This is a genomic window from Kribbella deserti, assembly GCF_042434725.1.
In the GTDB taxonomy this organism is placed as follows: domain Bacteria; phylum Actinomycetota; class Actinomycetes; order Propionibacteriales; family Kribbellaceae; genus Kribbella; species Kribbella deserti.
Genome location: NZ_JBHLTC010000041.1, coordinates 100725 through 115962, shown reverse-complemented (window position 1 = coordinate 115962; position 15238 = coordinate 100725). Strand labels below are relative to the sequence as shown.

Sequence of the window (15238 nt, the reverse complement as noted above, 5' to 3'; positions counted from 1 at the left end):
GTTGACCAGATACGCGTACGTCGCGATCGATGCCGACGGCAACGCTACGAGGGGTATCACCCGGGCCCAGAGTCGTGAGGACGCCGAACTGGCCTTGTACGAAAAGGAACTGCGCGATATCCAGGTGAACGAGAAGCCCGGGTTGTTGCAGCTGGAGCTGACCGCGCGGCGGGTCAAACGCGAAGAGGTGATGCACCTTTCGCGGCAGCTCGGCGCCTTCGTCCGGGCCGGATTGCCGTTGACCGAGGCGGTGCAGAGCCTCGCCCGCGACGGCAAAACCGTGCGTTTCGCGTTGATCGAACGGTTCTGCCGGATCCTCTCCTCGATGGTGAGCGCGGGCGTGCAATTGCCCGAGGCGCTGCGGGTCGCCACCGGTTCGCTGCCCAACCTGGTCTACCGGCGGTCCTTGTCGAAGGTGGGCGAGGCCTTGCTCGAAGGCGAAGGCCTGGCTCGGCCGCTTGCCGCGACCGGGCTGTTCCCCGGCGCGGCCGGGCAGATGATCCGGGTCGGCGAGGACACCGGCACGCTCGAGGCTCAGCTGGTGGTCACCGCCGAGTTCTACGAGAGCGAGCTCGATCACAAGCTGAAGAAGCTGATCGGTCTGTTCGAACCGGCTGTCATTTTGCTGATGGGTGGTGTGGTCGGGTTCGTCGCGATCGCCTTGGTCTCGGCGATGTACGGCATCTTCCGGCAGGTCCAATGAGACGGAACGAACGAGGCGAAAGCCTGCTGGAACTGATGATCGCCGTCGCGTTGATGGGCGTGGCCCTGGTCGCGCTGATGGCCGGGGTGGCGACCACCATCATCGTCTCGGACACCCAGCGCAAACAGGCGACGGCTGCCACCACCGTGCGGGACTACGCCGAGGCCTTGCAGGCGTACGTAGGCGACGGGAACTACCGGAACTGCGCCACCACCTACGCCGTACCGGGCTTCGCTCCACCGCCGGGATTCACCGCCAGGGTCGTACCGGGCTCTGTGCAGTACTGGACGGGTTTGCTCTGGTTACCGCTCTGCCTGCCCGACAGCGGCCTGCAGCGGTTGAAGGTGGTCGTGTCCAGTGCCGACGGCCGAGTGGAGGAACGACTCGACCTGGTACTGCGAAAACCTTGCCGGGTGGAGGACCCACTGTGCGGATAAGGCGTCAGACGGGGTTCACTATGCTGGAACTACTAGTAACGATCGTCATCATGGGCATCATCTCGCTGCCATTGGCGGACCTGCTGATCGGTGCGCTCAAGCAGATGTCCGAGACCTCCGAGCGAATGGACCGCACGGACGACGCGCGCTTGGCCTCCGTGTACTTCGCGCGAGACGTCGCGTCGGTTGGACTGCGGGACTACGGCAATGCCGTGACTGGAGGCACCTTGCCCTTCAAGCCGTCCGTACAGGTCGGGTCCTCCGCAGGCGCGGTTTGTGGGCCCTTGCCGACTCCGGCCTTGCGACTGTTGTCGGACAGCTGGGACATGTCGGTACATCCTCCTGTGCGCCGTACTGACGTCATCGTCTACTACGTCGCCGCGGGCGAGTTACACCGCGCGGTGTGCCGAGGACCCGGCACGACGCCCGTGTCGAATCTAGTCATCGCAAGGAAGGTCCAGCCCGGCACTACCGTCGTGAGCTGCTCAACGCCTTGTGAACTGGCTGCGGTTCCAGAGCGAATCACCTTTCAGTTCGTGACAGGTGAGGACCACGTGGTCACTCTCGTCGGTCAGCGGCGGCAATCGTGAGAAAGCGCGACGAACGCGGTTCCAGCCTGCTGATGGTGCTCGTAACCATCACGATCATCTCGATCGGCCTGGCCGCACTCCTGACCAGGTCGGACGCGTCGATGCGGGTGGCCGGGGCGTTACGCGAGCAGGCTGTCGCGTCCTACGAGGCCGACGCGGCCATGCACGCGGCGATCAACAACCTGCGCAACAGTGGCTACCGGAACGCGCCGGGCCAGCACTGCTTCGGTTTGAGCGATTCGTTGAGTTTGCCCGCCTTCAACGGCTTGCGCTCGGCCGCGGTGAGTTGCAGCGCGGACGCGCTCGGCGCGATCGTCCAGTGCGCCGAGCCCACCCGATGCAACAGACCCGAGAACGCGATCCTCACCCTGGGTACGGCGGCCGATGACGGCCTACACATCCAGCAGCCGGCCGGAGCGGTCATGCCGGTTGACGGGCCGATCTTCTCGAATTCGACCATCAACGTGCCGGTGGGAGAACTCCGAGCCGATGGAGGCCTTTGGGCGCGTTCCGCCTGCGCTGGAACGATCCTGACGGCCATATGCGACCTCGGGTCGGTTGCGAACGCGCGAGGCGACGACCCGGCGTACGCACCGGCTCTCGCGTCCGCACCGGCTAGGCGGTCCTTGCCCGCCTGTACGACGCCAGGGTCGCTGGTTACGTTCTTGCCCGGGTACTACGACGATGCCGTCGCGTTGTCCGACCTGATGAGTAGTGTGAGCCCTTGCCGGGGGAGTACCTGGTGGTTCAAGCCGGGCGTCTACTACTTCGACTTCCACAACAGCGGGGCCAACGCGAATCCCCTGCTGCCCGCGGGGTCGAACCAGTGGGTCGTCGAAGGTGGTCACCTGGTCGCCGGTACTCGCGCTGGTGCGACCTGCGTGGACCCGACCGAGGATGCGTCCGCTGCGGGCGTCCAGTTCATCTTCGGCGGGAGTAGCCGACTGAAGTTCGTTGGCGCCGAGGCGGACATCTGCGGGACTTACTCCGCGTCGAAGCCGCCTGTCGCGGTCTTTGGCCTCAAGAGCGGTAGCGAGACCGACACCTATGCCTTGTTGAAACCGACGGCTACACCGTTGCTAGGCGACTTCGGGCTGTCCGCGACTCCCGCGCGGCTTGCGACGGTTGATGGCGTCGCTGCTTCGTGGAAGAGCGCGACGGCTGGGGACACCGCCGTATTGACGGTCAGCGGTTTTGCGCAGGCAGGGGCGATTCCGGCGGGCTCGGTGTTGCAGTCGGCCGCTGTACGGGTCACCCATCGGCATAGCGATCCGGGCTCGTCCGACCAGCTCGACATCTCGGTAGCCACTGATACCGGTCCGAACCTCACCGGGTCGGTTGTGGGCGCTGCCGGCGGTACGGGCTTCCAGACCGACGTCATCGTGCTAGACCCGTCTCGGACCGGGACACTCGCCAAGGCCATTCACGACGGCACCTTCGGCGGCGCGACGATCGCTGTCACCACGAAACTGGCCGCCGCTGGTGACACCGAGGACATCGACGCCATCCAGCTTGAGCTCACGTACACGCGGCCGGCGTTCAGGGCGGCCGATGGCTGTCTCACCATCGGCCCGTACGGTTCGGCGGGCTGTGCTCTGGTGGTGGGGAATCACCTTCGGATCAAGGGCACGGTTTATGCCCCGGCCAGTGTGCTCGACCTCGGCGACGGATCGTCCGTTCGATCGGGTGTGGTGGCCCGCTCGCTGTGGTTGCGCCGGTCGAGCGCCACCGCGACCGCGCCGGTGCTCTCGATACCGGACGATTCGCCCGGATTCACCTTCACCGTGTACCTGAGCGTTTACCGCTGTCCCGACGCACTGCTCTGCGGACCTTCGGGACAACCCGTGCTGCGGGCGAAGGTGGCGCTGATCGACGCGGATCCGGCCGCACCCGACCCCGGCGCGAGGCGGGTAAGCGTTCTCAGCTGGTGGCGGCCGGGCTGATCCACGAATTCCTTGACAGTTGCCCTATACCGAGACCGCCGCGCTCCGTAACGTGGCCTCCGGAGGGGTAGGGGGAGAGGGAAATGGGGCAGGCGGTCAAGGTCGTCGTGGTCGACGGCGACACACTCATTCGGTATGGGCTGCACCGGCTGGTCGGTGCGGAACCGGATATCGAGATCGTCGGGGAGACGGGGCTCGGTGCGCGGGCGGCACCGATGGTCGCGTCGTCCCGGCCGGACGTCGTTGTGCTCGACGCGGAGCTGCCGGACGGCGACGGGCTGGGCATAGCCCGGGAACTGCGCGAGCGCCATGCCGACTTGGGTCTGGTGGTGCTGGCTTCAGGTAGTCGCGACGACATGTTGTTCCGGGCGCTCGATTCAGGCGTCTCGGCCTTCGTCAGTAAGAGCGCGCCCACTACGGAACTGCTGGCGGCCATCCGGCACTCGGCCGTCGCCGCGACTTCGTTCACCGCGACCGGCCTCGCGCCCGCGATGGCCCGGCGGAAGCAGGCGTCCGCCGAGCCACTGCTGAGCCCCCGGGAGACGCAGGTGCTACGCCTACTCGGCCAGGGCTTGTCGGTCCGGGCGATCGCCACGGCCTTGTCGGTGAGCGTTTCGACGGCCAAGACCTACGTGGCCAGGTTGTACGAGAAGCTGGGCGCGTCCAACCGGGCGCAGGCGATCATGGCCGCCATGAGGCTGGGCCTACTCGCTGCCGAGGCGCAGGTCTAGAACGACCCGGCCGCGAACGCCACCCTGGGCAAGGTGCTTGTAGGCGGCTTCACCGTCTTCGAGCCGGTAGGTGGCCGCCACGCGGGTGCTGAGCACGCCCGCCTCGACCAGCGCGACCAACTCGTCCAGCTCCTTGCGGCGGGCCGTGGCGAAGATCTGGTAAACGGAGATCCCGCGCAGGGGAGTGGGCGGCGTGCCGGCTACGACGTGGGCGTGCACGCCTCTGTTCCGGACGGCCTCTTGGGTACCTATGCCGATGACCGCTGCGTCCACGACGCCGTCAACGCCTTGCGGGTATAGCGCTCGTACAGCCGTTGCGAGGTCCGCCGACCGTGGTACGAACTCGTCCGCGCCGAACCGTCGTCGTACGAGCTCTTCATCGGCTTCACCCGCTGAGGCGATCACCTCGAGTCCGAGGTGCTTCCCGAGTTCGACGGCGTATCCGCCGACTCCACCGGCTGCACCCGTCACAAGTACGGTCTGACCCGCGCGGAGGTTGAGCGCGTCGTACGCCTGCAACGCGGTCAAGGCGTTCAACGCGAAGGTGGAGGCCTCAGCCGGGTCAAGCCCGCGCGGGGCTCTTGCGATGGCGTCCGCGTCCAGTACGACGTACTCCGCGTGGGTCTTGAGCGAACGGCCTAGGAGGTCCGCGACGCCGACAACGGGCGTACCCGGCTCAAGGTCCACGCCGGGCCCGGTGGTGTCGATCGTGCCGGCGACGTCCCAGCCGAGGCCGAACTGCTCGCGCGGTGCGGTGATGTCGTACGTGAGCAAGGTGCCGTCAGTCGCGGCAAGGTCCACCGGGTTGATCGCGGCCGCATCCACCTTGATCCGGACCTGGCCTTTGGCGGGCTCCGGCAGCTCCGCCTCGATCAACTCGGGGCCGTTGAGCTGTCGGGACACCAATGCGCGCATTCTTGTTTCTCCCTTGGTGATTGGGTTGGTCCTATCACTGTGGGAGAGTTGCTCTCTGTTGGGAAGTACGCACTTTTGGGTGCCTACCGAACTCGGAGGAGAGCCATGACCCGTACTGCCGCCCAGTTGCGTCAGGAGGCCGCCCGGTCGTACGACGCGTACCTGGCGTCGTGCCCGGCACGTCAGCTGGTCGATCGGATCAGCGACAAGTGGGTGACCCTGATCCTGCCGGCGCTCGCGGACGGCCCGCAGCGCTACTCGGACCTGTCGCGCCGGATCGCCGGGGTCAGCCAGAAGATGCTCACCCAGACGCTGCGCTCGCTGGAACGCGACGGGCTGATCTCTCGCCACGTGACGGCCTCGGTGCCCGTGCGGGTCGACTACGAGCTGACGGAACTCGGGATGAGTCTGATGCCGTTGATCAAGTGCATCAAGAACTGGGCCGAAACCCATATGGATGAGGTCACGACCGCCCGGACGGCGTATGACTCGTCTGTGACTTCCAAGGTGGCAGGCAAATGACGGACCGTCGGGTGGTTGTGCTGGTAGTACCGGCGTCCGGGGACTGGGCGCCGCCCGGCCGCGATCCGGAGGCCTGGCGCCTCGCGCTGGCCGAGGACACGTACGAGGTCTTGGCCGGCCTGGACCGGGTCGACGTTGCGGTAGCGGTCGTAGGTGGTGACGAGGCCGCCCTCGCGGAGATCGCGGCCCTGACCTGGCCCGGCACTGCGGTCTATCCTGCCGATCCGGCCCGGCCGATCCTCTCCGCCGTCGAACAAGCCGGTACGGCGGCCGCGGTGGTCGCGGTCAGCCACGACGTACCGGATCTCCCGGGCCTCCTCATCGGCAAGCTCTTCCGGGCGCTTGGTTCGGCCGATATCGCGGTTTGCCCGGCCGACGACGGCACCCTGGCCGCGATCGGCGTGCGGTTCCCGGTCGCCGAGTGGGTCGAGGCGTTCTCGCCGGGCTTCGGAACTCGGCTATCGGAACTCGAAGACGCCAAGCCGCGACGGCACGCGGTGGGGGTCGGACCGGGCTGGCACCGGCTGCAGGGGCCAGCGGATCTAGCGCGGCTGGATCCGGGCCTCGAAGGCTGGGACGTCACCCGGTCGATGCTGTCGAAGTAACCTTCGACGCCCGCGCTCGTTTGACTGATCAACGGGACAGATCCCTGGCCATCGTCGCCGGGGCTTCTGCCGGTGCCGTTCAGGGGCGGTGATATCGGCAGAGGCTCGCGGCGATGGCCCGGGTGATCCCGGTCAGCGAATCCACTCAGCGGATCTCGGTCAAGCGGCGGCGATCACGCCGTACTTCTTGAGCTGGTTCTCCACCAGGTGCAGGCCGCGCTGACCAGGCAAGCCGTCGATCTTGGCGTCCACCCGGCGCACCTCGGCCAGGCCGTCCGGCCCGCCGTACAGGTAGCCGAGCATGTGCTTGACCTCGGGCGCCGGCATCAGCGTCGAACCGACGATGCCCCACGCCTTGCTGAGCGCGAACCGGGCGATGCGCTGCGCCTTCTTGCTGCGCTGCAGCCGCTCCCGGGCCTGGCTGTTGTAGAACGCGACGTGCCGGGTCTCCTGCTTCGCGATGCGTCGCAGGATCTCGGTCAGCACCGGGTGGTTCTCCGAGCGGATCAGCCGGGTGTACGCCGAATGCGCGCACCACTCGTTGATCGCGCCCCACGCCATGTGCGTGGCGACGAAGTCCTCACCGATGAGGTTGGCCAGCAGCGACTGCTTGATCGGGGCCACCCGGTCCCGCCAGCCGAGCCTGGTCCGCACCGCGCGGGTGTGCTCTGGGCCGGTCGGCACGCCGTGGCGTTCGAGCACCTCGTCGAGCACCTCGCCGTGCCAGTACTCCTCGAGGTTCCACATGGTCAGGAAGACCGTGACCTCGGGGTCGGCGTGCGAGGGCGTGACGAGCAGGTCACGCAGGTAGCAGACGGTATGGGTTTCGACATCGCTCATGTAGCTGAGGCAACGGAGCGCGTCTTCGGACAAGGGATTGGTCGCGAAGCTGTCCATGTCGAGGTCGTCCCAGGTGATCCTGGTGGAGGTCTGGGCGTAGTGATCGATGTCGAAGCTCACGTGAGTCCTTCGGCACTGTCAGGCGACCGGATGGGTCGCAGTCCGACGATGCCATCGAGGGTAATCCGTCGATCGATGAAAGCGCTATCAACTAACCGACGAGCTCGCGTGCCCGCCGGGCCAGTTCGGCGACGCTGGCGTCGATACCGGCGGGCAGCCGCTCGATCGGGAACCAGGCCAGATCGCTCGACTCCGAGCTCACCACAAACGCCTCGTCGGCCCCCGAACGCACCAGATACTGCACGTCGAGATGGAACGCGTCGTCCCGTCCGCCGCAACGCACTTGATGCCGTGACAGCAGCAGTGGTTGGTCGCCGATCGTCAGACCGGGGAGCCCGGACTCCTCCGTCGCCTCGCGCAACGCCGCGCCCGCGAGCGTCTGGTCACCGGGCTCGCAATGCCCACCGAGTTGCAGCCAGCGGTGGATCTTGCCGTGCAGGGTCAGCAGCACCCGCTCGCCCGCCCGGTCCACGACCAGCGCGGAAGCCGTCAGATGCTCCGGCAACCGCGCCCGCGTCATGGCATCGTCGTACGCCGCCAGGTGGCGCTGGTAGTACTCGCGCAACCTGGCCTGCTCCGCATCGGGCGGTGTCCAACGGCCGAGCACGCCAACCGCGTCGGCGTGCAACACCCCTGCAGCGGGTAGCCCGTCGTCTGCTAGCCCGTCGTCAGGCAGCGCGTTCCCGTCCGCCAAAGTCACCGGTGGGAATCGCCGTCAGCCGGACCGTCCTGCGCGCCCTTGTCCGGGCCGTCCTGCGTGTCTTCGCCTGGGCGGTCCGACGCGGTCTTGTCCTCGGTCTTGTTCTCGGCCTTGCTTTCGGCGGCCGGGTCTCCTTCGAGGCCCTTGCGGTCGTTCTCGTCGAAGAAGTCGCTGATGTCGATGTCCAGCTCGGCCGACTGGCCCGAGGTGGTGGCGAAGCCGATCGGGTCGTCCAGGTCGGTCGCCGTCGGCAGCAGGTCCGGATGCGACCAGTGCTCGTCGCGGCCCTCGATCCCCCGGGCGTCGCGCACGGCGGCCCAGAGGTTGGCGGCATCGCGCAGCCGGCGAGGCCGCAGCTGCAGCCCGACCAGCGTGGCGAAGGTCTGCTCGGCGGGACCACCCGCGGCCCGGCGGCGCCGAACCGTCTCGGCCAGTTGCACCGCGGCGGGCATCCGGTCCTTGGTGGCTTCGCGGACCACGTCGTCGACCCAGCCCTCGACCAGGGCGAGCGCGGTCTCCAGCCGAACCAGCGCGGCCTTCTGCTGCTCGGAATCCTCCGGCTCGAACAGGCCGCCGGCCAGCGCCGCCTGCATCGCCTCGGGGTTCTGCATGTCCACGTCGGCCATCGCGCGCTCGATCTTGCCCGGGTCGACCTCGATTCCCGCGGCGTAGTCGGCGACCGTGGCGAGTAGGTGCTGCCGCAGCCACGGCACACCAGCGAACAGCCGCTGGTGCGCGCACTCGCGCAGCGCCAGGTACAGCCGGACGTCCTCGTCGGTCAGTCCCAGCCCCTCGGCGAACTTGGCGATGTTGTCCGGCACCAGCACGGCCTGCCCGGCCGGGCCGAGCGGAAGGCCGATGTCACCGGCGCTGACCACCTCGCCGGCCAGCTCACCGAGCGCCTGGCCCACCTGGGCACCGAAGATCGATCCGCCGAGCTGGCGCATCATGCCCGCCATCGGCCCGGCCAGCTGCTGGGCCTCCGCGGGCAGAGCGCTGCCCATCGCTCCCGCGACGTGCTCGGCGACGGGGTCCACGAGCGTCTGCCACACCGGCAGGGTGTTCTCGATCCACTCAGCGCGGCTCCAGGCGGCGGACGTCGCCGAGGCCTCGGGCAGCGTTGTCACCGGGTCGAGCCAGTGCTCGGCCAGCCGCACCGCGTCGGCCACCCGCTGCTGGTCCGTGGCCGTCATCGACCGATCGCCGACGGCCGCCGCGGTCTTGCGGGCGATGTCCTTGGCGAGATCCCAGTTCACCGGCTTGCCGTCGCCCGATCCACTCAGCAGCTGCTGCACCTGCTGGAAGATCGCGTTCAGATCGGGCATACCGGCCTGACCGGCCTGGCCGGAGAACTGCTGGAACATGGCCTCGAACGGAGTTCCCTTGAACGGGTTGTCCGGTTCGTCGCTCATCGGTCGGCCTTTCTGCTCTTGCGCCTGCGGTCGAGGGGCTACACCTCCTAACGTACTGCCCACCACGTACCGTTCTTCTCTAGGCGAAGAACTGAGAGAAGATCTCAGTGAAGATTCAGGTAGAGGCCTTAGGGTCTCGCCGGGACCAGTCAGTCGAGAGTTTCCAGCCGAAACAGAAGGGTCACCCAGATGACGCAGGCAGTGATCCGGCTGCTCGACATCCGCGCGGAGGCCCTGTCCGCGGACGAGGTGCTGGCGGCGATCGTCGATCCCAGCGCCGGCGGAACGGCGCTGTTCATCGGCACGGTGCGCAATCACGACCACGACCAGGCCGTCGACGCGCTCGGTTACGAGGCGCATCCGGATGCGCTGGCCCGGCTGCGCGAGGTCGCCGAACAGATCATCGCCGCGGACCCGCGGGTGATCGCGCTCGCGGCCGTGCATCGCACCGGTGACCTGGTGATCGGGGACGCCGCGGTGATCGTCGGCGTGGCCGCCGCCCATCGCGACGCGGCCTTCGAGGCGAGCCGCCGGCTGATCGACGAACTGAAGGCCAAGGTCCCGATTTGGAAACACCAAAGGTTCTCCGATGGTGCGACAGAGTGGGTCGGCGCTTGCTGACCCGTACGCTGGGCGCATGAAGGTTCTGGCCTGGCTGGCGTTCCCCGTGGTCGCCACCGTGCTCGCGATGTGCTGGGCTGCCTGGCGTGGCCGCGGTCGCGGGCCCCGCCGGTCCAGTGCCGCCTTCGGGTCGGTGGAGGACTTCCGCCGCTTCAGTGAGGCCATGATGGCGCCCGGACCGCAGGCCACGCCGGTGAAGCGCCGGTTGTTCGGCCGCCGCGCGGCATCCCGCCGGGCCAAGGACACTTCGATCGTGGGGCAGGGTTCGTGACACGTCGTACCGCCACGCTGGTCACTTCCATCATCACGCTGGTGCTCACGCTCGGCCTGGTGTCGCTGTTCCCGGTCAACTTCGTCTCGTTCAGCCCCGGGCCGGTCAAGGACACCCTCGGCCAGGCCAAGGACCAGCCGGTGATCGAGGTGAAGGGCTACGAGACCTTCCCGACCAACGGCCGGCTCGACCTGACCACGGTCTCGGTGACCTCCCCGGGCCGGGACCTGACCTTGCCGCAGGCGATGCGCAACTGGCTCGACCCGCATCGCGACCTGTTCCCGCGCGACGTGATCTATCCGCCGGAGCAGACCGAGGCCGAGGCCGAGCAGGAGAGCACGGCCGAGATGACCGGATCGCAGGACAGCGCGGTCGCCGCCGCCCTGCAGGAGGCCGCCGTTCCGTTCCACCCGAAGGTCTCGTCGGTATCCAAGGACAGCCCGGCCGACGGCAAGCTCAAACCGAACGACGTGATCTACAAGGTCAACGGCGTCGCCGCGACCAAGGTCCCGCAGGTCGGTGAGCTGGTTCGCAAGAACAAGGTCGGCGACCCGATCACGTTCCTGATCCGCCGCGGCGGTAAGGAACAGACCGTGACGCTGAAGGCCGCGGCCACTCCCGGCGACCCGAAGCGCCCGATGGTCGGCATCACCGTCGGCGTCGACTCGCCGGTCAAGGTGACGGTCAATCTGGGCCAGGACATCGGTGGCCCGAGCGCCGGTCTGGCCTTCGCGCTCGCCATCTACGACAAGCTGACGCCCGGCCCGCTGCTGGACGGCAAGCACGTCGCCAGCACCGGCACGATCGACGCGCTCGGGCAGGTCGGCGCCATCGGCGGTATCCAGCAGAAGATCGCCGGCGCCCGGGACGCGGGTGCCACGGTCTTCCTGGTGCCGGGATCGAACTGCGCCGCCGCGATGCACGCCGACGTCGACGGTATCCAGCTGGTGAAGGTAGAGACGCTGCATCAGGCCGTCACCGCCCTCACCGCACTCGCCAAGGGAAGTGGAGAAGTCCCCGCATGCACCCCGTAGGCCATCCCGCCGACGAGCCTGGCCACACCGGTCCGGACGCCGGTGGTTCTGACGTCGCAGCGTCCACCCCGAGCGGACAGGCTCTCGCGGATGCCGTGGTGGAGATCGAGCGCCACGTGGCTGGTTCCGGCTGGGACCAGCCGGTGCAGTTGTTCGCGCTCGTGCCGACCGCTGACCTGCTGGCCGCCGAGCCGGGCCTGGCCGCCCAGCTCGGCGCCGACGCCGGCTCCACGCCGCTGACCCCGGTCGCCCAGGGCGATCTGCCCGACGGCATGAACGACGACCACCTGGCCGAGGCGCTGGCCGGGATCGAATGGCCCGACAGCGTCAGCGGTTGTGCCGTCGCGGTCGAGCGGATCGTCTTGCCGGCCGCCGTCGAGGCGGACCTGCCGGAAGGCGCCGAGGCCCGCGACGAGGAGATCCGCCGGATGGCCGGTAGCGACCCTCGCCGGCACGAGGTCCGGATGGTCGCGGGCGTGTTGCGGGACGGCGCGCGTTTCGGCGCGGTCCGGTTGCGCAACCATGATGAGGATTCCGCGGTGCTCACCGGCACCGAGTTGGTACCGACGTTGTGCGAGGTGCTGGCCCTGACCTTCGCGCCGTCGGCCGAGGGTGAAGACCCGTACCGGGACGAGGAGAGGAAAGCATGAGCGAGGGCATCTACGACCTGCCGGAGGAGCGCCGGCGACCGCCGCGCGGCTCCGGGCAGCGGCCCCGGGCCTTGGTGCCCACCATCGCCACGCTGGTCCTGCTGGTGATCCTGTTCAGTGTCTTCACCGATATCTGGACCCAGCGCCTTTGGTACAAGTCGATCGAGCTGGGCTCGGTCTTCTCGACCGTGCTCGGCACCCGGGTGCTGTTGTTCCTGGTGATCGGCGTGCTGATGTCGGCCGCCGTTGTCGCGAACGTGATCATCGCCTACCGCACCCGGCCACGGGTCGCCCTCGCGCCGTCGCCCAGCCCGGGCTTCGAGCGCTACGGCGAACTGCTGCAGCTGCGCGGCAAACTGACAATCGCCGTGCTGGCCGCGGTGATGCTGGTCTTCGGTGGTTCGGCGGCCTCGGGTGAATGGAGGGTCTTCCTCGCCTGGCGCAACCGCACGCCGTTCGGCGTGAACGACCAGCACTTCGGCAAGGACATCTCGTTCTTCGTCTTCGACTACCCGTGGATGCGGGTGCTGCTCGGCTTCGGCTACTCGATCGTGCTGCTGTCGATCGTCGCTGCCGTGGTCACCCACTACCTGTACGGCGGCTTCCGCCCGTCGGCCAAGGGCCAGAAGGCCTCCGCCGCGGCGCAGGTGCAGTTCTCCGTTCTGCTGGGCGTGCTCGTGCTGCTGAAGGCCTTCAGCTACTGGCTCGACCGGTACGGCCAGACCACCACGGACAGCCGGTTGTTCACCGGTATCTCCTATACGGGTGACAACGCGATCCTGCCCAGCAAGGAGATCCTGGCGGTCATCGCGGTGATCTGCGCCGGGTTGTTCTTCGCCAACGTCGTTCGCAAGACCTGGCTGCTGCCCGGTGTCGGCACCGTCGTGCTGATCCTGTCGGCCGTACTGCTGGGTGCGCTCTGGCCGGCCGCGTTGCAGCAGATCCGGGTCCGTCCGAGCGAGCCGGACCGCGAAGGTCCGTACATCACCAAGAACATCACCGCGACCCGGCAGGCCTACGGTCTCGAGAACGTCAAGGTCAACGAGTACGCGGCGACGACCACCACCAGCCCGAACCAGCTGGCCAAGGACGCCGAGGTTCTGCCCGGCATCCGCCTGATCGACCCGAGCGTGGTCGGCCCGGCCTTCGAGCAGCTCCAGCAGGTCCGTGGTTTCTACTCGTTCCCGCCGGTACTCGACGTCGACCGCTACAAGATCGGCAACGAGGTCCGCGACACCGTCATCGCCGTTCGCGAGGTGCAGATCAGCGGCCTGCCGCAGGGTCAGCGCAACTGGAACAACGACCACACGGTCTACACCCACGGCTACGGCGTGGTCTCCGCCGACGGCAACAAGCGCGATGCCGAGGGCGAGCCGGTCTGGTCGTCGCAGGACATCCCGCCGAAGAGCCAGCTCGGTACCTACGAGCCGCGGATCTACTTCGGTGAGCAGTCCCCGGACTACTCGATCGTCGGCGGTAACAAGGACAACCCGGTCGAGCTGGACACCCCCGAGGGCTCGGCCAGCGACCAGCCGAAGATGTTCAACTACGCGGGCAAGGGCGGCGTCCCGGTCGGCTCGTTCTTCAACCAGCTGCTGTTCGCCACCAAGTTCCGCGACCTGAACGTCATGCTGTCCGGCCGGGTCACCGACACCTCGAAGATCCTCTACGATCGGCACCCGCGGGACCGGGTCGAGAAGGCCGCACCCTGGCTCACCGTCGACGGCGACCCGTACCCGGCGGTCGTCGACGGCCGCGTGGTCTGGATCGTCGACGGCTACACCACCAGTGCGAACTACCCGTACTCGCAGAAGGTCTCGCTGGAGGACAGCACCGACGACGCGCTGACCGATCGTGGCGCCGTCGCGGTCCAGGCCAGCCAGGACATCAACTACATCCGCAACTCGGTCAAGGCCGTGGTCGACGCCTATGACGGTTCGGTCGACCTGTACGGCTGGGACGAGTCCGACCCGCTGCTGAAGACCTGGTCCAAGGCGTTCCCGGGCTCGATCAAGCCGCGCTCGGAGATCTCGCCCGGACTGATGGCGCACCTGCGCTACCCGGAGGACATGTTCAAGGTCCAGCGGGACCTGCTCGCGAAGTACCACGTGACCAACCCCGGTACCTGGTACTCCAACAGCGACCTGTGGCGGGTCCCGGTCGACCCGACCCAGGGTGCCGCCGCGGAGAACGCGCGCAAGCAGCCGCCGTTCTACCTGTCGCTGCGGATGCCGGATCAGAAGGACTCGAAGTTCTCGCTGACTTCGGTGTACGTACCCAACCAACGGGATAACCTCGCTTCCTTCCTGGCGGTTGACGCCGAAGCGTCCTCACCGGACTACGGCCAATTCCGGATCCTGCGATTGCCCGACACCAACCAGATCGATGGCCCGGGCCAGGTGGCGAACCAGTTCCAGACGAACGAGCAGATCCGGCAAGCGCTCTTGCCGTACACCGGGCCTACCTCAGGCGCTCGCGCCGAATACGGCAACCTGCTGACCCTTCCGGTCGGCGGCGGTCTGCTCTACGTCCAGCCGGTCTACTCCAGCCGCGCGGCGGCCTCGGGTTCGTACCCGGTGCTGCGGTTCGTTCTGGTCGGCTTCGGTAACAAGGTCGCCTTCGGCACGACGCTGCAGGAGGCGCTGGACAAGCTCTTCAGCGGTGACGCCGGTGTGGACGATCCGAACGACCCGAAGGATCCGAAGGACCCGAAGCCGGACCCGGAGGATCAGACGGTCAAGGCGGCACTGGCCGAGGCGCAGAAGGCCTTCACCGACGCGGACCAGGCCCTCAAGCGCGGCGACCTCGCGGCGTACCAGGCGGCGATCCGCAAGGCACAGGCCGCGATCCAGCGGGCCACCAACGCCAACAACGCGAGCCCGCCGCCGACCAACGGCACGCCCAACCCGACGCCGACCGCGCCGCCCTCCACCCCGACGGGTGGGGGAGGCCCGGCCGCGATAACGCCGCCGCTGTCGCGCCCGAGTGGCGGTGGCACGGTGCCGCCGCTCAGCATTCCCTCCGGGGGCTGAGCCGCAAGGCACCGAGCCACACCTGAGCGGTCACGTCCGGGAAACCTGCGCCAATTCGGCAGGTCTCCCGGACGTTCCGCATTTCCAGGCTCCTGCCGGCGCGCCAGTGGCG

At 67.9% G+C, this 15238-nt stretch carries 16 protein-coding genes; 12 read left to right on the top strand and 4 right to left on the bottom strand.

Translation table 11 applies throughout. The features are described 5' to 3' along the window. Position 1: 1 nt before the first annotated feature. The 5 genes from ACFFGN_RS33570 (at position 2) to ACFFGN_RS33550 (ending at position 4404) form a co-directional block, all read left to right on the top strand. The gene (locus ACFFGN_RS33570; protein ID WP_380056426.1) at positions 2 to 703 is read left to right on the top strand and encodes a type II secretion system F family protein; all 702 of its coding nucleotides are present in this window, start codon (positions 2 to 4) and stop codon (positions 701 to 703) included. Further along, positions 700 to 1140 (top strand): type IV pilus modification PilV family protein, encoded by a 441-nt coding sequence (locus ACFFGN_RS33565; protein ID WP_380056424.1) that lies wholly within the window; start codon positions 700 to 702, stop codon positions 1138 to 1140. Before ACFFGN_RS33570 ends, ACFFGN_RS33565 begins: the two co-directional genes overlap by 4 nt. Then, positions 1131 to 1730: a PulJ/GspJ family protein gene (locus tag ACFFGN_RS33560; RefSeq protein WP_380056421.1), complete on the top strand. Its 600-nt coding sequence runs from the start codon at positions 1131 to 1133 to the stop codon at positions 1728 to 1730. The genes ACFFGN_RS33565 and ACFFGN_RS33560 overlap by 10 nt, the downstream gene beginning before the upstream one ends. Further along, on the top strand, positions 1727 to 3673 hold the full coding sequence (locus tag ACFFGN_RS33555; RefSeq protein ID WP_380056418.1) for a type IV pilus modification PilV family protein: 1947 nt from the start codon (positions 1727 to 1729) through the stop codon (positions 3671 to 3673). Before ACFFGN_RS33560 ends, ACFFGN_RS33555 begins: the two co-directional genes overlap by 4 nt. 83 nt (positions 3674 to 3756) lie before the next feature. After that, positions 3757 to 4404: a response regulator gene (locus ACFFGN_RS33550; RefSeq protein WP_380056416.1), complete on the top strand. Its 648-nt coding sequence runs from the start codon at positions 3757 to 3759 to the stop codon at positions 4402 to 4404. Here ACFFGN_RS33550 and ACFFGN_RS33545 read toward each other — a convergent pair. Beyond that, on the bottom strand, positions 4378 to 5319 hold the full coding sequence (locus ACFFGN_RS33545) for an NADP-dependent oxidoreductase (RefSeq protein ID WP_380056414.1): 942 nt from the start codon (positions 5317 to 5319) through the stop codon (positions 4378 to 4380). The genes ACFFGN_RS33550 and ACFFGN_RS33545 overlap by 27 nt on opposite strands. A 105-nt stretch (positions 5320 to 5424) precedes the next feature. Here ACFFGN_RS33545 and ACFFGN_RS33540 point away from each other — a divergent pair, with 105 nt between their 5' ends. Next, the gene (locus tag ACFFGN_RS33540) at positions 5425 to 5841 is read left to right on the top strand and encodes a winged helix-turn-helix transcriptional regulator (protein WP_380056412.1); all 417 of its coding nucleotides are present in this window, start codon (positions 5425 to 5427) and stop codon (positions 5839 to 5841) included. Further along, positions 5838 to 6446 (top strand): DUF2064 domain-containing protein, encoded by a 609-nt coding sequence (locus ACFFGN_RS33535; RefSeq protein ID WP_380056409.1) that lies wholly within the window; start codon positions 5838 to 5840, stop codon positions 6444 to 6446. Before ACFFGN_RS33540 ends, ACFFGN_RS33535 begins: the two co-directional genes overlap by 4 nt. 159 nt (positions 6447 to 6605) lie before the next feature. On the opposite strand, the gene ACFFGN_RS33530 is transcribed toward ACFFGN_RS33535, so the two are convergent. The 3 genes from ACFFGN_RS33530 to ACFFGN_RS33520 form a co-directional block, all read right to left on the bottom strand. Next, on the bottom strand, positions 6606 to 7406 hold the full coding sequence (locus ACFFGN_RS33530) for a ferritin family protein (RefSeq protein ID WP_380056406.1): 801 nt from the start codon (positions 7404 to 7406) through the stop codon (positions 6606 to 6608). Positions 7407 to 7497: 91 nt separating this feature from the next. Further along, a complete protein-coding gene (locus tag ACFFGN_RS33525) occupies positions 7498 to 8106 on the bottom strand; it encodes an NUDIX hydrolase (RefSeq protein WP_380056403.1) in 609 nt (202 codons plus the stop codon). Further along, a complete protein-coding gene (locus tag ACFFGN_RS33520; RefSeq protein WP_380056400.1) occupies positions 8103 to 9518 on the bottom strand; it encodes a zinc-dependent metalloprotease in 1416 nt (471 codons plus the stop codon). Before ACFFGN_RS33520 ends, ACFFGN_RS33525 begins: the two co-directional genes overlap by 4 nt. Before the next feature lie 189 nt (positions 9519 to 9707). Between ACFFGN_RS33520 and ACFFGN_RS33515 the strand changes: the two genes are divergently transcribed. Genes ACFFGN_RS33515 through ACFFGN_RS33495 form a run of 5 tightly spaced genes read left to right on the top strand, consistent with a single transcriptional unit; the run spans position 9708 to position 15126 of the window. Then, on the top strand, positions 9708 to 10139 hold the full coding sequence (locus tag ACFFGN_RS33515; RefSeq protein WP_380056397.1) for a molybdenum cofactor biosynthesis protein MoaE: 432 nt from the start codon (positions 9708 to 9710) through the stop codon (positions 10137 to 10139). A 16-nt stretch (positions 10140 to 10155) separates the two neighbouring features. After that, the gene (locus tag ACFFGN_RS33510; protein ID WP_380056394.1) at positions 10156 to 10410 is read left to right on the top strand and encodes a hypothetical protein; all 255 of its coding nucleotides are present in this window, start codon (positions 10156 to 10158) and stop codon (positions 10408 to 10410) included. Continuing rightward, positions 10407 to 11444 (top strand): YlbL family protein, encoded by a 1038-nt coding sequence (locus tag ACFFGN_RS33505; RefSeq protein ID WP_380056391.1) that lies wholly within the window; start codon positions 10407 to 10409, stop codon positions 11442 to 11444. Before ACFFGN_RS33510 ends, ACFFGN_RS33505 begins: the two co-directional genes overlap by 4 nt. After that, complete coding sequence (locus ACFFGN_RS33500; protein WP_380056388.1) at positions 11432 to 12094, top strand: PPA1309 family protein; 663 nt, start codon at positions 11432 to 11434, stop codon at positions 12092 to 12094. The genes ACFFGN_RS33505 and ACFFGN_RS33500 overlap by 13 nt, the downstream gene beginning before the upstream one ends. Continuing rightward, entirely contained in the window at positions 12091 to 15126 is a 3036-nt protein-coding gene (locus ACFFGN_RS33495) for a UPF0182 family membrane protein (protein WP_380056385.1), read from the top strand. The genes ACFFGN_RS33500 and ACFFGN_RS33495 overlap by 4 nt, the downstream gene beginning before the upstream one ends. The last annotated feature ends 112 nt before the right edge of the window (positions 15127 to 15238 follow it).